The sequence below is a fragment of the Peribacillus sp. Aquil_B1 genome, from assembly GCF_022603275.1.
Classification (GTDB): Bacteria; Bacillota; Bacilli; order Bacillales; family DSM-1321; genus Peribacillus.
This window is the reverse complement of the sequence record NZ_JAKXEE010000001.1, coordinates 697,975-717,358: the sequence shown is the minus strand read 5'-3', so window position 1 is coordinate 717,358 and position 19,384 is coordinate 697,975. Positions and strand designations below refer to the sequence as shown.

Below are 19,384 nucleotides of genomic sequence, written 5' to 3'. Positions count from 1 at the left end.
TTATACGATTGTCGCACTCTTAGCGTGTGCAATTTGCATTCCACGCGGGATGGCGGCTGTCCCTGTCCTTGCCAATTCCTTGATGCCATATGGCTTGATCAGTTCAATGAAGGCTTCGATTTTATCCGATTCCCCTGTGATTTGAACTGTCAGGCTATCTTTACTGACATCAATAACTGAAGCTCGGAAGGGTTCGATGACTGAATAAATCTCGGCTCGGGTTTGTGTTGTCACCAATATTTTAATGAGTGCAAGTTCCCTCGCCACAATCGATTGATTCGTAATATCATATACTTTCAAAACATCGATCTGCTTATTCAATTGCTTGGTGATCTGTTCAATGACGGCTTCGTCATCAACATCGACCACGAAGGTCATCCTTGAAATGCCATCCTGTTCGGAAGGTCCGACAGTCATGCCTTCAATGTTATAATTTCTTTTCGTGAACAGGTTCGTAATCCGATTCAGGACGCCTGGCCTGTTATTCACGGTGAGGCTAAGAATTCCCTTCATTGATTAAACTCCTTCCATTTCATCAAGCCCTTTTCCTTGCGCTACCATCGGAAAGACATTTTCGTTTTGTTTTACCCGGAAATCAATCAACACTGGACCATCAGTCTTTAACGCTACATCCAGGCAGTTGCTTGCTTCTTCCTCCGTCGTCACTTTGTATCCCGGAATTCCATAAGCATCGGCCAATTTCACGAAATCCGGATGCGATTGAAAAATACTGTGTGAGAAACGTTTATCGTGAAAGAGTTCCTGCCACTGTCTTACCATCCCTAGTGCCCCGTTGTTGACGATGATGATTTTGATTGGCAGATTCATTTCGGCAATGACTGAAAGTTCCTGCAGGCACATCTGGAATCCACCATCCCCCGATACGGAAAGCACCGTCGCTTTCGGATTCGCCAGTTGCGCCCCGAGAGCCGATGGTAAGCCAAAGCCCATTGTCCCCAATCCACCGGAAGTGACCCATGAATTCGGTTTGTTAAATGGATAGTATTGCGCTGCCCACATTTGATGCTGTCCAACATCCGTCGTAACAATGGCTTCCCCATTCGTTTTTTCATGAAGCATCTGGATGACCCGCTGAGGTTTCAATACCCCTTCTTCATGGGTATAACGTAATGGGAACTCTTCATTCCATGCAGTCAGCTGTGTTGTCCATTCGTCAATTTCCGGTTTCTTGCCATTTTGCGCAATCAACTCCGCCAGCGCTTCCTTGGCACTTCCGACGACCGGAATTTTTGTCGGCACATTTTTACCGATTTCCGCTGGATCAATATCGATATGGGCCACCGTTGCATGCTGTGCGAATTTCGCCAGGTTCCCAGTCAATCGATCATCGAACCTGGCACCGATATTGATTAATAGATCACATTTCGCTAACGCCATGTTTGCTGCATAGCAGCCATGCATACCACCCATTCCGATAAAGAGAGGATGTTCCGCCGGAAAGCCCCCAAGACCCAATAAAGTGTGGACGACGGGAATGCCTTGCTGCTCGACATATTCCTTTAATAGATGGGAGGCCTTTGCATGCAGGACACCTGCTCCTGCAAGAATGACCGGTCTTTTCGCCCCGCTTACGGCTTCAACAAGCTTTCTGATCTGTAAGTAATTCGGCTTGGTCGTCGGCTGATAGCCCGGGAGATTCATTTCTGGCTCCTCATCAGTCGATACACCTTCTATAATGGCCATATCCTTGGGTATATCGATTAATACTGGACCGGGCCGGCCGCTGGAAGCGATATAAAAAGCTTCTTTTATAATGCGCGGAAGGTCTTCCGGCCGCCTTACCTGATAGTTATGTTTTGTGATCGGGGTAGTAATCCCCAGTACATCAGCCTCCTGGAAAGCATCTGAGCCAATTACACTGGTAGCTACCTGACCCGAAATTACCACAAGCGGTAAAGAGTCAATCATTGCATCAGCCAAACCGGTGACAATGTTCGTTGCCCCTGGACCGGATGTGACTATGACCACCCCTGGCTTGCCGGTAATCCTGGCGTATCCTTCCGCTGCATGAATCGCACCTTGTTCGTGCCTTGTCAAAATATGAAAAAGTTCTGAACTGTAAAGTTTGTCATAAATCGGCAACACAGAACCTCCCGGATAACCAAAGATGACTTCAACATTTTCCTTTTTCAATGCATTCAGCAGAAATTCGGCACCACTATAATGTGTCTTTCCGCTTTTCCGATCAGCAACAACTGACTTTTGTGTCATTTCGTAAAAAACCTCCTTCGCTTTTCTATTGAATATTTCCTAAGATTCAGAATTTTCAGCTTTTTATGCATACAAAAAAGCCTTTTCACCCCAAATGTACTTGCACTCGGCAAGTTAAAGGGGTGAAAAGGCTTGATGAGCCACTCCACGGTACCACCCTTTTTCGCATGAAACTCCATGCGCACTTTGAATAGCCTACACTATTCTCTGTTTTGGTAACGGGTACTGGTACGCACCCGTTCAGCCCTACTAGTCTGACGTTCAAGCTGAAACTCCAAGGTGAGTTCATCTTTCGGGACAATACCGGCTCTCAGCTACCCGGCTCTCTGTGACTGCCTTTTTAAAAGACTACTTATCCTCTTCAATGCTTTTCGCATTATTCATATTTTTCGAAACGCTTATGTTTGATGTCTTGTATTTGTGATTATCTTACGTGTATTTCAGGTAGTAGTCAACAGGTTTTTTGAAATTTTTTGATAATTCTAAATTGAAAGATTTGTTGTATCCGCTTACATACCTATCATGACCACATTCTATAAAAAAAGTTTTTTCAATATTTAATTTTTCAAAACGTAAGATATCTCATTAAAATTATTAAAGTGATAACGAACTTCTCCACTGAAATATCGCGCACTACCCACATGATGCCAGTCACAAGATTCTCAAATGGCTGATCATCCATTTTCCCGTTCACTGTTCGCTGACGCCACTCTCGATACAAGATTCGGCCTCAATCCCTTTTGAAGATCTCTCGTGGATAAACCGCCTGACATTCCAAGATGCGGAAAATCACGGAACAATTCAAAATCCCCTCCCCAAACAAGTCCCAGGGATTTTGCTATGGCTGCCACCCTTGTCCACTTTTCGTCCTCTGTCCATAATGTTCGCTTGCCGTCATCACTAATAATGACAAAATCTACAGCAAGTCCATAGTTATGCAAGGACTGGCCCGCTCTGGCATAAGTCACGATAGGCATTGATTTATTCGTTCTGCCTCGTTCATATAATTCATTTTGTTCTGGGAAACTTCGATAACCAGCCGTTATTTGAACAAAAATTCCCGCTTCATAAGCTAATTTAACCACTTCAAGTATCGTCTCGTTCACGACCGGGTTCATACCGCCTCCCATATTTTCCTTTGCGCGATTCAATAGGGTTTGTAATTTGATGGCCATCCTGGCACCTCCCCTATATTAAATGCGAACAACACTGTAGGCGGAAAGGCGTTTACTATTTTTTTCTTGGAAATTGAAGGGGTTAAGATTATCTAAAAATGACAAAGGGCTGAACACAGGTGTTATGAATTCCCCTGGTCCAGCCCTCTGGTTCATTTAGCCAATACATCCTCGTATTCTTCATGTTTTTCAAATTGTTTTTGAACGAACGAACAAACCGGAACAATCTTCAGTTTTTCCTCCCTTGCGAATCCTATTACCTTTTCAACAAGGGCATTTCCTACCTTTTGCCCGCGCAGCTCGTCAGAAACAACGGTATGATCGACCGTGATTTCATCATCACCTGATTTAAAGAATGTAATTTCCGCTAATTTCTCACCAGATTCTTCGACAAAAAAAGAACTTTCACCTTTTCTGATATCAACCATGTTAATGACCTCCTTTTAGTTCCTCTTTATCATATCTCACAAAATCGAAATTAAACAAATATTTAAAACGGGATTGAAATTGAATAAAGTAAAGTACTTTGAAGAGTTTTAAAGCTAGCATTTCCCATGTGAAGTTTATTCACAAACTGATGGAGGATAAATATGTAATTTTTCAAGGAAGGCAAAAATTGACCGCTCTTTTCCTAGCCATACCTAAGCTTTACCATAGCTGACGTATACAATACTGAATGAAATATTTTTATAAGGTTTTTAATCGATTTTATATAATGGAAGAAATCTTTCCATAACCATGTAAGAATAAGTATATTAATAGTAGAAACTGAAAAAACTGCCCTTTACATGTTAGGACAGTTTTACACTTTTATGAAAAAAAAAAATATAAAATGATCAACGATAACAATATGACCATAAAAATAGCGATTAGAATAACGTGCGCACTCTAGGGCCGGAATTCCCTTCTTTGATTTGCCGCTTCTTCTGAAGATAACCGAACATCGCCAACACTAATCACAAGGCCCCATACACATGCAAACATCCCAGCATGATACTGATCAGATCAACCCGGGATCCCGATGCCTACCAATCGTAAAATGCGGCTTGTCGCAAGAAAACCAACCCCGCTATCACCGTTCTTACCCAGCTAAAAAGGTGCGTTCATTAGCCAGATGCTGCCGGGCTTCAATTGGTTTTTCTCCATGTTTTTTGATCAACCTTTAAATCAATCATCTTTTCAGGAGCGAAAAGGCCCTGAACATAGACCCGACAAACATTAGCCCCGCACCGCCGAGCAATAAATATATACACAGAGTTTTATCAATAACATCCAAAGGATAAAGTAAGGCCCCCAGCGCTATGATTGCTCCTATCCCCGTTATGGTCCATCCTATTTTTTTCATTCGCAACTCCTAAAATTAATTATTTAGTGAAGGTCCTCCACGGGTTTCCCCCCATTTCATGAACAGGACCCTCATTATTAGCTTAAACCATTTAAAAACTTACAACAAGTGAGATCCCCTGATTATTTTCCCACAAAAAAAAGAGCCACAAACGACTCCCTGTTTTAAAGGCCACTTACAAGTCAGTGGATTTTTTTCTATTGTATCCCCGTTCTTCGTATGGCTGAATTTTTTCCATCCATATTTCTTCAAGCTTTTTCAATTCCCGTTTAACATCAAAAAATCCTGTATCTTTGGGCTTCAATACTTCCAGTACCTCAAAAGAAAAAGCATCTTTCCCATATTGGTTCCACTCACCCTGCAGCACTTTATTGGTGTTCGTTCCGACTTCCAATTCAAATTGCTTCCCCTTCAACGTCTTTAAATTCCTGGTGCTTCCGATAAAAACTTTATTATTTACCGTATTTCTGATTTGGTACACACCTGCTTCAACTTTCGTTTCTTTATATAATTGCTTCAATTCTTTTTTACGATCCATCTTTCTTGCCTCCTCATTTCTTCAGCCAATATTGGCTCCCATCAGGCTTTCTATCCAAGAATCCATATTCTATTAAATATCTTCTCAAAAGAACATGATCATGATAAACGGTACCCAATATTTGATTGATTTCTTTTTCTTCGTATTTCCGATCATTTTCAAAACGATTCATAATTTCTTGGAGAATGATCAGCCTTTGTTTTTCCTTCGGCGGGAAAGACTTTAATGCATCCTGACTGCCTTTAGGGAAGTATTTTTTCAGTACAGTCACCTTTTCATCCTCGGTAACGTTATAACGATCATCAACCATCGTCGCTTTTTGATGAAGCGGGATAAATGCCGGTGCATGTTCATCTTTATCTTTCAAAAGTTCCATCAGGGCTAAAAACAACTTAGCCTGACGCTCTTTCTCTTTCAACACAAAACGATGATTCCGAATGGTGGACGGACTGCCAATCCCCATTTCCTCCTGAACCTCAGCATCATTCTTCCCTTGGTAAAATAGACGAAGAAGCCGGTTTTGATGGTCCGTAAGGCCTGTAAGTTTTTTATCGAGATCAATCAAATATTCAAAAACGGAGCTGTGTGCATGTTCAATATGAATTCGCATATACCTCTTTGCTTCATAAAGAACCCCATCTTTCGGATATACTATCCCCTTTTCAACTGCATTTCCGCACAGCAAACAAACAAATTGGTTCTCACCTTCTATATACCCTTGTTTAAGCTCATCCTGAGAGGCGTTCCAAAACATTTCAGCGTCCTTCATAAAACAAACACTTCCCTATAAAGTTTATAATATAATAAACATAATATTAATTCGTTTACATTATGTCAATGTTTTTTCTGATTTAATTCCAGCAAATCATCTAAAGATGCCCTTGATGGCCAGAGGCTTCATTAACACACAGCCGGCTTACAAATACACCATCCATTAGTAGATTCCCATGGTACTATGCCGATATAATTTATTGAATAATAAGCGTAATTTCCCCAATAATATGCTATATAAGCGTGAATAAGCTTTAGAGGAGGATATATTATTGAAAAATGAAAACGATTCGATTGTTCCATCAATCCATAACACCGATTTACACAAGGCATTACAACATTTATCTGAACAATTCAATGTATCACTGCCAGAATTACGCGATACGATTGAATTACTTATACAAAACCAATCAAGTGGGATGCAGCTTAGTTTAGAAGATGATAAAAGTTCACCCGTCGAAGAATTGAATACGGCAATAATCAAAAACCGTGAAATCATTAAAAAAAATCTCCAAACATTAAATAGAATTTGATATAGAAAAAAGGTATCCGATCATGGATACCTGAATTTGTAGACAAACTCGATAATCATTGATTTTTGTAAAATTCGAACGTTAGCCACTCGCTTTCCGCGGGCGGTCCGGGAGCCTCCTTGGCGCCCTTTGCGCCTGTGAGGTCTCCCTTGGACGCACTTTTCGCCCGGAGTCTCTCACACCCGCTCCAATCAACTTTACTTTAAAATCAGATACAAACTCAGGCATCCAATCATGGATGCCTGAGTTTGTGGAGCATATGAAATTCCTAATATCAGTCCTCCGTTGGGGCTCATTAAGTATTAGCTAGGCACAAACTTAAGTATTCCTTCCAGATAAACACCCTGTTCTTTTCGTGTGCATTCCCTTAACTTGATTCTTCCTTCTTTTTCTAACTCCTTGGCTAATTGGACCACTTCTGTTCCATCTTCGGTTATTTCGACTGAGAAGAAATTGCCCCGAGTGGAAGTTTGAATGAACTTGAATAATCTATCTTTATTCATTTAAACATCTCCTTATTTATAACAAGTTCGACATAAAAGGTCATCCACCTGCGATAAATATGAAATAAAAAACTTCTTGTCGTCATACGAACTTTAACAGTTAAAAGGATAGCAAACTGAAATGACCCTCGTTGACTTAAGCCAAAAGTAAAAAAAGCCAAAACCTTAAAAGGTTTTGGCTTTTTTTTAGTTAGTGTCCCAGGAGAGATTCGAACTCCCGACCGACGCCTTAGAAGGGCGTTGCTCTATCCAGCTGAGCTACTGAGACGTTTATGATATAAGTTGCGGTAAAACTTATGTATTACCTTAACTGTTCCCTTAGGACACTTCTTATTATAGTAGGATATCAAAAGAAAGTCAACGGTTTTTCATAAAAAGTTTTTTCTTTTTTTTATGAACAGGAAGCGGGGAAAAACGCTTCCTGTTCATTATACATGAAGTCATCCCATTTGATAAGCATTTCTTAGTTCTTCTACGATTTTTCCTTCAAGGTCATAATAGATGATTTCAAGTTGGTCATTTCCGATTTCCAAAATGGCATAGGTTTTCTCTTTTCGTCCACGCGGCTGACGTATGCTTCCCGGGTTGATGAAGAGCTTGCCGTCAATCAATTCGGAGCCTGCAGCGTGGGAGTGACCAAAGCAAATAATATCCGCCCCTGTCTCTTCACTTTTATAAGATAGGTTCATCAAGGTCATATTTATGTTATAGAGGTGTCCATGCGTAAGGAAGAAACGCTTGCCTGCGATACTCTCCACAATATCATTCGGATATCCCGAATCATAGTCACAATTCCCGCGTACAGCTAAGAACTCCGACATGTGAGGGTCATTTCTTTCCAACTCTGAATCACCGCAATGGATCATGGCAGCAACCTCTTGTTTATGACGGTCGGCAATCATGCTGATTTCGTGAGTTAAGCCATGACTGTCACTCATTATTAGCACTTTCATCGTCACATTCCTTCTTCCCCTTTAAGAAATAGATCAAGTTTTTCATCTAGAGCCCTCAATGCATTCGCACGGTGGCTGATTTTGTTTTTTTCCTCTTTTGTCAATTCGGCGTTTGTTTTACCCTGTTCCTCAACAAAAAAGATGGGATCATAACCAAATCCATTCGCTCCTGAAGGCTGTTCTGTAATCAAGCCTTCCATCGTTCCCGATACCGTAATCGTTTCCTGGTTGGGTGACGCTAGTGCCAAGGCGCAATAAAACCTCGCCGTTCTATCCTCTTTTGGCACGCCTTCCAGTTCCCGGAGGACTTTTTCAGTGTTTGCTGCATCACTCTTGGACTCTCCAGCATAGCGCGCAGAATATACGCCTGGACGGCCCTCCAATGCATCTACAATCAATCCGGAATCATCAGCAATGACAAAACGGCCTAGCTGATGGGCAATGGCCTCTGCCTTCAGGATCGCATTTTCTTCAAAGGTCGTCCCTGTTTCCTCAACATCCGGAGCATCCTGTACATCAAGAAGTGTTTTGACTTCATATCCTTTAGCAGAGAATAAGCTTTCGAACTCCTTTGCTTTTCCTTTATTTTTCGTTGCAATGATTACTGTCTTCATTTTTCATTTCACCCTTTTTCATTTTATCGGCATGTGAGCTTTTTTCGGGCTAAGAAAGAATTTGCTGTAACTCGTTATATGTAAAAGCCGCTTTTTCTCCAGTGCCAAACGGACGAATTCAGCGCCGCCTTTCATGATCAATAGGCCGCTGAATTTTCCAGATAAATTAAGTCTAACACAACTCCCTCATCTGCAATAACCTGAAACTTATAAACTAACGTTTGTAATTTTCACTATGTTCAATATGGATATTAACTTTTATGTTATTTATTGAAGTCTTATCAAAGGCATTAATCATTTTATTATCCCACTTATTGACATGGTATCTGTATGCCTTTTCACTTATGTTAAATAGGTCTGTATTGATTTCCCCCCCCGTCTCCAATGTCTTCAAAATATCTTGCTTAACTTTTGCTTCTACCTTTTTTTCGATTTTTTTCATATCCAAGTTATTTATATTTTGTTTCAATATTCCATTTGCTCTAACCTCTAATTCATATAAAGGTTTCTTTTGTTGTTCCAATACTATGATTTTTGTTTTGGGGTCCATGATTTCAACACTTACCTTTTGTTTGTTCAGGGAGAAAAACATGACTGTCGCCTTGTTTTCAACCCATTTTAAACCTATCAAATCTTGTTTACTTACGAACCCTTTATATTGTTGTTTTGATAAAACATAGCCGCCATTCAACGTTGGTATCTTCTTTCCTTTCCCGCTCCCTGAGAAATGATGCTCATCTATGACCAAAGAGGGAATTAAAATGGAACCGACCGGTTGATAAAACTTTGAAACCAGTTCACTGAATTTTAACGGGGAAATGAAATAGTTCTCATTAATAACAGTCTCTGGCCTTTGAATGATCGTGAATATGTTAGGAAGATTAAAGAAACTATCACTGTTAAACACCTTTTTAATATCCTCGTTCGTAACGAACAGCCATGAATTGTATCGCAATAAGGGTTCTTTTCCTACATATTCAATGAAATCCTTCATTTTATTCTTGATTACACGCTCACTTAAAATGAAGGAGTTAATATGCCCGATATAAAGCGGTAATGCCGCATGTTGTTCTAATTCGGTAAATGCTTCCTCGATACTTTTCCCTTTACCTTCCCCAATGACAACATTAGATTTTTCTTGTAATATAGCTGCCCCCTCCTGTTTTGCAATATCCGCAAAATTCAACGCTTGAAAGTATAAGATGAATTCACCCTCTTTATAATCGATCCCTAGGGCTGTTCCATATGTTTGGGCTTGAATTTCCTTCATTCCCCAGCATCCTGTCGTCAGTAAAAGTTGACAGCCAATAACCATGACTGCAATTAGCTTTCTCATTTGTTTGACTCCTTTTGAGGTTCATTATCAGTGGACTGTATAGCATGATTCCGCTGCTTTAACATCCCATACGGAAGCCTGAACAAGACTTTTAACATATCCGATTTATTTGGCTTGGAAAGTGGATTCACAAAAGGCTGGCTGAAACTTTCCAACGAAACCACAACAATCAAGACAAGGAATATTCCCATGAAGAATCCAAACAAGCCTAAAAACGCTGAACACACAAATATGAATAACCTTATAAGAACGATATTCCCAGCAATATTCTGATTGATTAAGGTATAGCTTGCGAGAACGGTAACAGCTATTATTACAAGCATGGAGGGGGAAGTCAGCCCTGCCCGAATCGCTGCATCACCTATGATTAACCCACCCAATACAGAAACCGTCGGACCTACAGCTTTTGGCAGGCGAAGACCAGCTTCTTTAAATAGCTCAAACAATATGATCATCATGAAAGCCTCCAACGAAGCAGGGATCGGCAATCCCTGTCTCGTGATTGAAATCGTCGCAAGAAGCGAAAAGGGAATTTGGTCGAATTGATAGGAAACTAACGCTATAAAAAAACCAGGTAACGTAACCGCTACAAATAAGGCGACTACACGAAGAACGCGCATGAAACTGATGTAAAAAAAGCTTGCATGCGCGTCATCAGCAGCATACAGTAACTGATTAATGCTTGTCGGTCCGATCAAGCATGTGGGATTCCCATCCACCAGGATGGCAAAGCGCCCTTGATTCAAGGATTCAACAACATAGTCCGGTCGACCGATATAATCCATTAAAGGGAAGATGGAAAATTGAGTATCATACAGGTGCTCTTCAACTTGGTAACTGCTGACTATGATATCGACCTTTAATGAATCCAATCGTTTTTTAATATCCAAAAGAATTGAGGGATTAATAATGTCATCTATATAAAGCAGCAATATTTTAGTTTTACTTCTTTCCCCGACTGTATATTCAATGCATTTAAGTGTTGACGTTTTTAACCTTTGGCGAATTAAAGACATGTTATCCGATATATTCTCAACAAATCCATCTCTAGGTCCGCGAATGGAAGATTCTATATTGGATTCTTCCGGACTTCGCTTAGGGGAATTAGCTAATGGGGTATAGTAAATTTCATCAGAAGATTCATTAATAATGATTAGGTCTCCTGAAAAAAGAATGCTTTCTACTTCCCCTTTTATATCGGAGTCTTTTTTTAGCGTACCGATCTCCATAATGTTGCTTAATCGATCAATCGTTAACTCCCCATTTTCTTGGATCGCTTTTGATATTGTAGGCAGTATCACTTCATTGATAAATTGCATATCCACTAAGTTTGGCGCATATAAAAACCCCAACAAATAACGACCTTCGGGATCAAATGTTTTTGTTCTTAAATCAACATCAGAGGAATGATCGAACCATTTTTGGATTTGGCCAATGCAAGAAGGTGTTCCATTCAATTTTCCCTTCCTCATAATGTTTCACCTTTTCCTTTTCCTTTTTTTATGATAAGAAATAACAGTATAATTGCAGCACTCAAGAGAAACAGACTACTGATTGGAAAGAAATATTTATATATAAAATAAAAAAATGAAGTGGCATCCCACTGGATGAGCGTTCCAATAACAATCATTAAATATAAGGAAAGCAGTATCCACTTCTGATGTTTTGAATTCGAGATTAATTTATATCCTATAAATAAACATAAACTTATTCGAATCATGGAACCTGATAGCCATTGGAAAATGGAAAGGAAATCGAGTCGAGTGATATAATAGCCAAACCTTAACAACTTCCACTGTTCATAAGCTGGATTCCTCATTTTCACCGCTTCCACAGAACCAAATTCTGCAATCGCTCCCATGAGTGGTCCTAACGTCAGCATGATTAAAATTACACCAACTAATAAAATCCACTTGGCTTTTAGCTTATCTTTCAGGTAAGGAGTCAAAAATAAAAAAACGATCATTTCTAAATATCCTGCACTCGTATACAAAATACCATTTAGAGTATTGCGATACCCGCTTTCTAATATCGGGAACAATAATTCGTAATTCTTATTAGTCGTATTCCCCAGCCCCACAAATATCCCGAAAAAAGTGACGAACGGAAGAAACAGGAGAGCCAAAGTGCTTATGGTGCGTATTCCTTTATACGTTGCAAAAATACAAATAAAAGTGAATAGGCTGACGACTACGATGTTTGGGATGTCATGAGTGTAATTAGCTTTTGCCCAAATCACTGTAAATTTGACGGTAATGAATGCGTTCATTACAAAGTACAACCCAAATGCCATCGTGAAAATATTTGTAACCAAAGGTGTAGACCATTTTTTTAGAAGATCGATTATATCTTCTTTATCTAGTTTTTTATAAATATAAAAAATAAATAGGGTCCAAACGATACAAGGAACAACACTTATTATGACACTTATCCATGCATCGCGTTGAGATGCAGTCAAGATATTGGGAAGGAGCAGGACATGTACCATGAATCCTGTATTCATAATGATTAAAACATAGATGTGTACAGCTTGAATTACCCTTTGATCCAAAAATATCCCCCCCATTGATCGCATTATTAAAAGTAATTTCCCCTTTTAAAAATTTATTTATGTAAAAACTTTCTCACGATACGAGAAATTGCCAGGCAGGGGTATTAGTTTTCATCTAATGCAATTCTGGAGGCAAAAAAATAAGAGACAGCGTCAGGCTGTCTCATCGTGCTATTTCCAATATAATATCGTTCCTTAAAAACTTCCTGTGTTGACTTTCTCTGGACGTACCACTGGTTCGGATAATTTCTTTCCATCTTCATTAAGAACATCTGCGCTGCCCTGCACTTGCACTTCAACGCTTTCAATTCCTTTCTGTTCCGTTAAAGAAAGGACCAAGGCATCAAGGACTTCTTGTGATACCTTTTTCTCTTTAAAGCTTCCAAGGATATTTTCGTTAAAATTGAGGCTTACCTTACCTTCTGCCACTTTAGGCTCGTCAAGTAAAGCTACATCACTCATGAACCCTGTTTGCAGGCTAGAACCTGAAGGACTCTTCGTTAATTCCTTAATGACCGCCGTTACATTATCAGACACCGTTTCACTGATCCTGCGCGTCACCGGAACATAATAGGTGTACTCCTCGTCACCGCCTACATAATAAACGGTTAGTGCTTTTGTATTGGAAATGTCGACTACGTCACTCGTATCGATATTGATTCCTGACGACCTTGAGATGTTTTCATCTATCGGTGTGCCATTGACCGGCATTTCGGAAATATCTTCTCCATTGATTCTCATTTGGATTTTATCGACCGAGTCGAATTGTGTCAGGGTCCATGTAATGGCTTGAAGGATTTTAAGTTCATCCTCTTTCTGATAGTTCTTGAACTCCGGCGAAAAGTCCGCCACAGCCACTCCGTCTTTAATATTCACGCTTATTTGGGTATCGGCAGGAATGACGGCCCTGAACCCGTTTGGAAGTTTATCCGTGACTGGTCCATTACTGACAAGGTAATCAAGGGCCTGTTTAGCGACAGCTTCCGATTTAGGAAGTTCCAATGTCTGCGGAACCACATACCCGCTTTTATCAATTAAATATAACTCCGTCTTCACCGTTTTCGATTCAACAGCGCCTGATTCTCCATCAGCCGCTGGCTTTTCCTCACCATTCGTTTCTGTTTCTTTCAATGAAGATTCATCCTCGACTAATGAAACATCCTTTGGTGGATCGATTTCCTTTTTCTCTTCACCGCCAAATAATCCGCAGCCCGAAAGCCAAAAAGAAGATGCCAGAATGGTCACAACCATTGTTACTTTTGATTTATTGGACATAAAATCACTCCTAGGACAGTTTGTACTCCTATTTATACGAGCCCTAGGGGAAAATAGACCAATTATTTTTCTCTCTGATATGGAGCCCGGCATCTTGCCCGTATTGCAGCATCTTTGTCAGCTTCTGATTGAGCAATCAGCTCCCATCCCCAAGTGTAATCGGAATGATGGACAGAATCATTTCATCCCCCTGCGTTTCCCTGATGAAATCACTCACTCTTTCTGCACCGCCGACAAGACAGGTTCTTGAACCTTCTTTCTGTCTTCCGATGACATCACCTACATCTTCGTTCATAAATTCGGCATATCCTTCTTTCCCTTTCGCACTTCTTGAAAAGACATAGCAGGCTTTATGTTGATAGGGAATTCTTGTTCCAAAATATGAATCTGATATATGGCTCATAATCACCGTATCGATACTAACACCGTCTGTTCAAGACAAGAAAAAAGACTTCCAAATGGAAGTCTTATAAGTGATCGATTTTAATTGTTTCGATGGTATTGACATGAATACCGAGCCAACTCGACGCGATGGAACCAAACATATCTTTGGAACCGGTTGTATAAAAGCGATGAACTGGGCGGAGCTTGCTTTTATTGATTAATTTATAGTAATCCAAAATGACACTTGCCTCACGGGCCGTTTCTTCCCCAGAGGAAATGACTTGTACTTCATCCCCCATATAGGAAGAGATTACAGGCCCCAGCAGCGGATAATGGGTACAGCCAAGGATCAATGTATCGATCTTCGTTTTCTTCAACGGGTTCAAGGTTTGTGCCACGACCCTATTGACGATACCCCCTTCAAACTCCCCGCTTTCTACGATCGGGACAAATTTCGGGCATGCTAAACTATCCACTTTCACATCGGAATTGATGGAGGCAAGCGCGTCGTCATATGCTTTGCTTTTCACCGTGCCTTCCGTACCAATAACGCCTATATGCAAGGAATCAGAAACTTTCAAAGCCGCCCTTGCCCCTGGATGGATGACACCCAACACCGGAATCGGAAGTGTTGCCCTGATCTCATCCAGTACAGCTGCAGTCGCTGTATTGCAAGCGATGATCAGCATTTTTATTTCCTTCTTCATCAAAAACCTCGTCATTTGCCATGTAAAGGTTTGGACATCTTTTTTGGTCCTCGGCCCATAAGGGCATCTTGCTGTATCACCTAAGTAAATTATATTTTCATTTGGAAGCTGACGCATGACTTCTTTAGCCACTGTCAAACCGCCTACCCCTGAATCAATGATGCCTATCGGTTGTTTCAAAAAACTCGCCTCATTTTTCTTTCATTTCTTGATGTAGTTTCACTAGAATCCCTTTGAGGGACATGATGTCAGATTCGTTAAAATTGACTAATACGCCGCTCAAGTACTGCTGCCGTTTATTAATCACTTCTTCGATTATCCGTTCACCTTCTTCAAGAAGGTGAATTCGAACCACACGCCGGTCCTTTTCATCCCTGACACGCTGGACAAGCTGATGTTTCTCCATGCGGTCAATCAGATCCGTCGTTGTACTGAAGGCGAGAAACATCTTCGTGGACAATTCGCCAATCGTCATGTCTCCTGATTCAAAAAGCCATTGCAAAGCCACGAATTGAGGAATGGTAATTTTATAATCATGGAGAATTTCTCTTCCCCTTTGCTTAAGCCATGACGATACATAGCGCAATTCCCTCTCGATATCGGCTACATATGCCGCCTGCTTCTCTTCATCCATACACACAGCTCCCCACTTCATGAAACTTATCATACTACCATTTTGGATGAAAGTGAAATGATTTTCAAGATTGATTACCTGGAATCATATTGAAAACCCTTCAAAAAAATAAGCAGCATCCAAAGAAGTCAAAACAACCAGATTGTTTTGCCCTTCCTTATATGCTGCCAATGAACGGGAGAGAAAATATTTATAAGGCTTACGTATTAAAAGTTAACACATCAAAGCTTAAGTTCTCCCATACGAAGGAGTTCTATGACTGCCTGCGAACGTCCTTTAACTCCAAGCTTCTGCATCGCATTCGAAATATGGTTTCGAACTGTTTTTTCGCTAATAAACAATTCACCTGCGATTTCTTTTGTTGTTTTGTCTTGTACTAGTAACTCAAATACTTCTTTTTCTCTTTTGGTGAGTAGTGGCTTATGAGTGAATTCGTTCTCCTTCAAGTAATGTTACCCTCCTTGCCTTCACCAGCATAAAACCCGGAGTGGGTGTCTATTTAGTCAAGATATAGTATGTCGGCTGGGGCAATGGAGTGACTCTTTTACTTGTCTAAATGGAAATATTTTTAGGAATGTTCCAGCACAGTATGGCACATCGATTGCTTCATCTCTTCCGTCCAAGGTATCGGCTTTCCCGTTGCCTTGGAGACTTGTACAATCGTCCCCCTGCCCGTTAGACAAATTGAACCATCTTGTTTGGTCCCCATATAATGTATATCCACTGAAGAATTTCCGATATGGTCAGCTTTCACATGGATCGTCAATCGATCATTGAAAAACACCTGCTTCAAGTAATCGCACTGTAAGTTAGCAACAACCGGCATCTCACCGCATTCAGCAGAGGTCCAATCCTTCATGAATCCCATGCTATTGAAATACTCAATCCGTGCTTCCTCAAAATAAGTAAAAGGAATCGTGTTATTCAAGTGCCCAAACATATCAGTTTCTGAAAAGCGGACCTTAATCTCATGTTTAAAGGAAAAATCATTGATCCACTCCGTTATATTATCGATATATGATATTCTGCCCAACTTGTGCACACCCTTTCTGAAATGAATGACTATTCACTCATTTTATAAGAAAACAGCCATAATGAAAAGTATTTTATATTGTAAGCTGCTTAAATTGATCATACTCACTTCATTAATCGAATCATTCAGCATTTGCCGGGTGACGCCAATCATTTTACACATCAATCTCAGCTATATTGAGAAAAAAAGAACCCGTATCATAAGATACAGGTTCTTTCATGTTCATTATTAAACTTCATCGCTGCCGAAGAAGTTACGGAATTGTTGGATCGTCGTATCACGGTTCAACGCTGCAATCGAAGTCGTTAATGGAATGCCTTTAGGGCATGACTGCACACAGTTTTGTGAGTTACCGCAGTTTGCAAGTCCTCCATCACCCATGATTGTATTTAAACGTTCCGCTTTGTTCATTGCACCTGTTGGATGTGCGTTGAATAAACGAACTTGTGATAATGGTTGTGGCCCCATGAAGTCTGAATTGCTGTTTACGTTCGGACAAGCTTCCAAACAAACACCGCAAGTCATGCATTTAGATAATTCGTAAGCCCATTGACGTTTCTTTTCTGGCATACGCGGTCCCGGTCCAAGATTGTACGTTCCATCGATTGGAATCCATGCTTTTACCTTTTTCAATGAGTCGAACATACGGCTGCGATCGACTTGCAGGTCACGAACGACAGGGAATGTACGCATTGGAGCAAGACGAACCGGCTGCTCCAATTGATCGATAAGAGCTGTACATGATTGTCTTGGTTTACCATTGATAACCATTGAACAAGCACCACATACCTCTTCAAGACAGTTCATGTCCCATGCGATTGCTGTAGTGTGCTTGCCTTGTACAGTTACCGGATTACGACGGATTTCCATTAGAGCGGAAATTACGTTCATATTCGGGCGGTACGCTAATTCGAATTCCTCATCATAAGGAGCTGAATCCGGTGTATCTTGACGAGTGATTATAAAACGGACTGTTTTAGTCTCAGATTTAGTTTCAACCATTTTTTTGCTCCCCCTCTTTAGTGTTTCGTAGTGTAGTCACGTTTACGCGGTGCGATCAGTGATACATCAATATCTTCATAATGGAATTCAGGTGCTTGATCCAAGCCTTTGAATGTTGCCATAGTAGTTTTCATGAATTCCTCATCATTACGTTCTGGGAAATCAGGTTTGTAATGCGCTCCGCGGCTTTCGTCACGGTTTAACGCACCAATTGTGATTACACGAGCCAATTGCATCATGTTTTGCAGCTGTCTAGTGAACGCAGCTCCTTGGTTACTCCATTTAGCCGTGTCATTGATGTTAATTTTCTTGTAACGTTCCATCAGCTCAAGAATCTTGTTATCCGTTTCTTTCAGCTTGTCATTGTAACGAACTACAGTAACATGCTGTGTCATCCACTCACCAAGTTCTTTGTGAAGGACGTACGCATTTTCGTTACCATCAAGAGACATGACTTCATTCCATTTCTCCTGTTCTTGTTTTTCGTACCCTTCATACAATGAAGAAGGAATGGATTCTGAAGTTTTATCAAGGCCTTCAATATATTTAACGGCATTCGGTCCAGCGACTGAACCGCCATAGATTGCAGAAAGAAGTGAGTTCGCACCAAGACGGTTACCGCCATGTTGTGAGTAATCACACTCACCTGCAGCGAATAAACCTTTGATGTTAGTCATTTGGTCATAATCCACCCAAAGTCCGCCCATAGAATAGTGAACGGCAGGGAAAATTTTCATTGGAACTTTACGAGGATCTTCGCCCATGAATTTCTCGTAGATTTCAATGATTCCGCCAAGTTTAATATCAAGTAATTTCGGATCTTTATGTGATAGATCCAGGTAAACCATGTTTTCACCATTAATGCCAAGCTTCATGTTCATGCAGACGTCGAAGATTTCACGAGTCGCGATATCACGAGGTACTAGATTACCATAAGCAGGGTATTTTTCTTCAAGGAAATACCAAGGTTTTCCGTCTTTATATGTCCAGATACGTCCACCTTCACCACGAGCGGATTCACTCATTAGACGAAGTTTGTCATCTCCAGGGATTGCTGTCGGGTGAATTTGAATGAACTCACCATTAGCATAATTTACACCTTGTTGATAAACGATGGATGCTGCTGAACCTGTATTGATCATTGAGTTAGTTGATTTACCGAAAATGATTCCAGGGCCGCCGCTCGCCATGATGACTGCGTCTCCAGGGAATGATTTGATTTCCATTGAAGTCAGGTTTTGAGCTACGATTCCGCGTGCTGTTTGCTCATCATCGATGACAGCTCCAAGGAATTCCCAGCCTTCATATTTTGTTACAAGGCCTTCAACTTCATAACGGCGAACCTGCTCGTCCAATGCGTAAAGTAATTGCTGACCAGTTGTTGCACCAGCGAATGCTGTACGGCTATGTTGAGTACCACCGAAACGACGAAAATCAAGTAGACCTTCCGGAGTACGGTTGAACATAACACCCATACGGTCAAACATATGGATGATTGATGGTGCTGCTTCGCACATCGCTTTAACCGGCGGTTGGTTAGCCAAGAAATCTCCGCCATAAACTGTATCGTCGAAGTGGATATATGGAGAATCCCCTTCACCTTTTGTATTTACTGCCCCGTTGATTCCGCCTTGGGCACAAACTGAGTGAGAGCGTTTAACAGGCACTAAAGAAAATAAATCAACCTGTTGTCCCAGCTCTGCTGCTTTGATCGTAGCCATTAAACCAGCTAGACCTCCACCAACGATAACTATTTTACCTTTACCCAATTCTGTCACTCCCTTATTTCCATTAGCCA

At 40.8% G+C, this 19,384-nt stretch carries 21 protein-coding genes, 1 tRNA gene and 1 other annotated feature; of the genes, 1 reads left to right on the top strand and 21 read right to left on the bottom strand.

The features are described from left to right. The 6 genes from ilvN to MPH60_RS03540 all read right to left on the bottom strand — a co-directional run bounded on the left by ilvN (position 1) and on the right by MPH60_RS03540 (position 6,059). Positions 1-513 (bottom strand): acetolactate synthase small subunit, encoded by a 513-nt coding sequence (gene ilvN, locus MPH60_RS03565; protein WP_101222819.1) that lies wholly within the window; start codon positions 511-513, stop codon positions 1-3. 3 nt (positions 514-516) lie between these two features. Next, positions 517-2,232, bottom strand: a complete 1,716-nt coding sequence (ilvB, locus tag MPH60_RS03560; protein WP_241593819.1) for an acetolactate synthase large subunit — start codon at positions 2,230-2,232, stop codon at positions 517-519. A 115-nt stretch (positions 2,233-2,347) separates the two neighbouring features. Then, positions 2,348-2,606: a binding site (T-box leader), on the bottom strand. A gap of 300 nt (positions 2,607-2,906) precedes the next feature. Further along, positions 2,907-3,407, bottom strand: coding sequence for a M15 family metallopeptidase (locus MPH60_RS03555; protein WP_241593820.1), 501 nt, complete (start codon positions 3,405-3,407; stop codon positions 2,907-2,909). 152 nt (positions 3,408-3,559) lie between these two features. After that, complete coding sequence (locus tag MPH60_RS03550; RefSeq protein ID WP_241593821.1) at positions 3,560-3,835, bottom strand: GNAT family N-acetyltransferase; 276 nt, start codon at positions 3,833-3,835, stop codon at positions 3,560-3,562. 1,092 nt (positions 3,836-4,927) lie between these two features. Then, positions 4,928-5,290 (bottom strand): GIY-YIG nuclease family protein, encoded by a 363-nt coding sequence (locus MPH60_RS03545; protein ID WP_241593822.1) that lies wholly within the window; start codon positions 5,288-5,290, stop codon positions 4,928-4,930. 13 nt (positions 5,291-5,303) lie between these two features. After that, entirely contained in the window at positions 5,304-6,059 is a 756-nt protein-coding gene (locus MPH60_RS03540; RefSeq protein WP_241593823.1) for a DUF2087 domain-containing protein, read from the bottom strand. A 274-nt stretch (positions 6,060-6,333) separates the two neighbouring features. Here MPH60_RS03540 and MPH60_RS03535 point away from each other — a divergent pair, with 274 nt between their 5' ends. Beyond that, the gene (locus MPH60_RS03535) at positions 6,334-6,594 is read left to right on the top strand and encodes a hypothetical protein (RefSeq protein ID WP_241593824.1); all 261 of its coding nucleotides are present in this window, start codon (positions 6,334-6,336) and stop codon (positions 6,592-6,594) included. Positions 6,595-6,896: 302 nt separating this feature from the next. Here the strand turns inward: MPH60_RS03535 and MPH60_RS03530 are convergent, their stop codons facing one another. The 15 genes from MPH60_RS03530 to sdhA all read right to left on the bottom strand — a co-directional run bounded on the left by MPH60_RS03530 (position 6,897) and on the right by sdhA (position 19,355). After that, entirely contained in the window at positions 6,897-7,097 is a 201-nt protein-coding gene (locus MPH60_RS03530) for a hypothetical protein (protein ID WP_048688856.1), read from the bottom strand. A gap of 194 nt (positions 7,098-7,291) precedes the next feature. After that, positions 7,292-7,365: transfer RNA gene (locus MPH60_RS03525), tRNA-Arg, on the bottom strand. Positions 7,366-7,537: 172 nt separating this feature from the next. Then, complete coding sequence (locus MPH60_RS03520; protein WP_241593825.1) at positions 7,538-8,050, bottom strand: metallophosphoesterase; 513 nt, start codon at positions 8,048-8,050, stop codon at positions 7,538-7,540. Between the two features lie 2 nt (positions 8,051-8,052). Continuing rightward, positions 8,053-8,664, bottom strand: coding sequence for an XTP/dITP diphosphatase (locus MPH60_RS03515; RefSeq protein WP_241593826.1), 612 nt, complete (start codon positions 8,662-8,664; stop codon positions 8,053-8,055). Positions 8,665-8,878: 214 nt separating this feature from the next. Then, positions 8,879-10,000: a Ger(x)C family spore germination protein gene (locus tag MPH60_RS03510; RefSeq protein WP_241593827.1), complete on the bottom strand. Its 1,122-nt coding sequence runs from the start codon at positions 9,998-10,000 to the stop codon at positions 8,879-8,881. After that, on the bottom strand, positions 9,997-11,472 hold the full coding sequence (locus MPH60_RS03505) for a spore germination protein (RefSeq protein ID WP_241593828.1): 1,476 nt from the start codon (positions 11,470-11,472) through the stop codon (positions 9,997-9,999). Before MPH60_RS03505 ends, MPH60_RS03510 begins: the two co-directional genes overlap by 4 nt. Continuing rightward, the gene (locus MPH60_RS03500) at positions 11,469-12,551 is read right to left on the bottom strand and encodes a GerAB/ArcD/ProY family transporter (RefSeq protein WP_241593829.1); all 1,083 of its coding nucleotides are present in this window, start codon (positions 12,549-12,551) and stop codon (positions 11,469-11,471) included. The genes MPH60_RS03505 and MPH60_RS03500 overlap by 4 nt, the downstream gene beginning before the upstream one ends. A 195-nt stretch (positions 12,552-12,746) precedes the next feature. After that, positions 12,747-13,826: a GerMN domain-containing protein gene (locus MPH60_RS03495; RefSeq protein ID WP_241593830.1), complete on the bottom strand. Its 1,080-nt coding sequence runs from the start codon at positions 13,824-13,826 to the stop codon at positions 12,747-12,749. Between the two features lie 136 nt (positions 13,827-13,962). Then, positions 13,963-14,121 carry a hypothetical protein gene (locus tag MPH60_RS03490; protein WP_241593831.1) on the bottom strand — a complete coding sequence of 53 codons (159 nt, stop codon included), beginning with the start codon at positions 14,119-14,121 and terminating at the stop codon, positions 13,963-13,965. 172 nt (positions 14,122-14,293) lie between these two features. Further along, positions 14,294-15,097, bottom strand: coding sequence for a glutamate racemase (gene racE, locus MPH60_RS03485; protein ID WP_241593832.1), 804 nt, complete (start codon positions 15,095-15,097; stop codon positions 14,294-14,296). 10 nt (positions 15,098-15,107) lie between these two features. Further along, the gene (locus MPH60_RS03480; protein WP_101222835.1) at positions 15,108-15,551 is read right to left on the bottom strand and encodes a MarR family winged helix-turn-helix transcriptional regulator; all 444 of its coding nucleotides are present in this window, start codon (positions 15,549-15,551) and stop codon (positions 15,108-15,110) included. Between the two features lie 221 nt (positions 15,552-15,772). Beyond that, the gene (locus tag MPH60_RS03475; RefSeq protein ID WP_028392149.1) at positions 15,773-15,997 is read right to left on the bottom strand and encodes a helix-turn-helix domain-containing protein; all 225 of its coding nucleotides are present in this window, start codon (positions 15,995-15,997) and stop codon (positions 15,773-15,775) included. Between the two features lie 122 nt (positions 15,998-16,119). Then, a complete protein-coding gene (locus MPH60_RS03470; RefSeq protein ID WP_241593833.1) occupies positions 16,120-16,584 on the bottom strand; it encodes an acyl-CoA thioesterase in 465 nt (154 codons plus the stop codon). Between the two features lie 228 nt (positions 16,585-16,812). Then, entirely contained in the window at positions 16,813-17,586 is a 774-nt protein-coding gene (gene sdhB, locus MPH60_RS03465; RefSeq protein ID WP_048689018.1) for a succinate dehydrogenase iron-sulfur subunit, read from the bottom strand. Positions 17,587-17,603: 17 nt separating this feature from the next. Further along, positions 17,604-19,355, bottom strand: a complete 1,752-nt coding sequence (sdhA, locus tag MPH60_RS03460; protein WP_095390769.1) for a succinate dehydrogenase flavoprotein subunit — start codon at positions 19,353-19,355, stop codon at positions 17,604-17,606. Positions 19,356-19,384 lie beyond the last annotated feature (29 nt).

Bases quoted from the DNA above. Each gene is read 5' to 3' on its own strand.
- ilvN (WP_101222819.1), bottom strand. From the start codon at position 513: ATGAAGGGAATTCTTAGCCTCACCGTGAATAACAGGCCAGGCGTCCTG.
- ilvB (WP_241593819.1), bottom strand. From the start codon at position 2,232: ATGACACAAAAGTCAGTTGTTGCTGATCGGAAAAGCGGAAAGACACAT.
- MPH60_RS03555 (WP_241593820.1), bottom strand. From the start codon at position 3,407: ATGGCCATCAAATTACAAACCCTATTGAATCGCGCAAAGGAAAATATG.
- MPH60_RS03550 (WP_241593821.1), bottom strand. From the start codon at position 3,835: ATGGTTGATATCAGAAAAGGTGAAAGTTCTTTTTTTGTCGAAGAATCT.
- MPH60_RS03545 (WP_241593822.1), bottom strand. From the start codon at position 5,290: ATGGATCGTAAAAAAGAATTGAAGCAATTATATAAAGAAACGAAAGTT.
- MPH60_RS03540 (WP_241593823.1), bottom strand. From the start codon at position 6,059: ATGAAGGACGCTGAAATGTTTTGGAACGCCTCTCAGGATGAGCTTAAA.
- MPH60_RS03530 (WP_048688856.1), bottom strand. From the start codon at position 7,097: ATGAATAAAGATAGATTATTCAAGTTCATTCAAACTTCCACTCGGGGC.
- MPH60_RS03520 (WP_241593825.1), bottom strand. From the start codon at position 8,050: ATGAAAGTGCTAATAATGAGTGACAGTCATGGCTTAACTCACGAAATC.
- MPH60_RS03515 (WP_241593826.1), bottom strand. From the start codon at position 8,664: ATGAAGACAGTAATCATTGCAACGAAAAATAAAGGAAAAGCAAAGGAG.
- MPH60_RS03510 (WP_241593827.1), bottom strand. From the start codon at position 10,000: ATGAGAAAGCTAATTGCAGTCATGGTTATTGGCTGTCAACTTTTACTG.
- MPH60_RS03505 (WP_241593828.1), bottom strand. From the start codon at position 11,472: ATGAGGAAGGGAAAATTGAATGGAACACCTTCTTGCATTGGCCAAATC.
- MPH60_RS03495 (WP_241593830.1), bottom strand. From the start codon at position 13,826: ATGTCCAATAAATCAAAAGTAACAATGGTTGTGACCATTCTGGCATCT.
- MPH60_RS03490 (WP_241593831.1), bottom strand. From the start codon at position 14,121: ATGAACGAAGATGTAGGTGATGTCATCGGAAGACAGAAAGAAGGTTCA.
- MPH60_RS03480 (WP_101222835.1), bottom strand. From the start codon at position 15,551: ATGGATGAAGAGAAGCAGGCGGCATATGTAGCCGATATCGAGAGGGAA.
- sdhB (WP_048689018.1), bottom strand. From the start codon at position 17,586: ATGGTTGAAACTAAATCTGAGACTAAAACAGTCCGTTTTATAATCACT.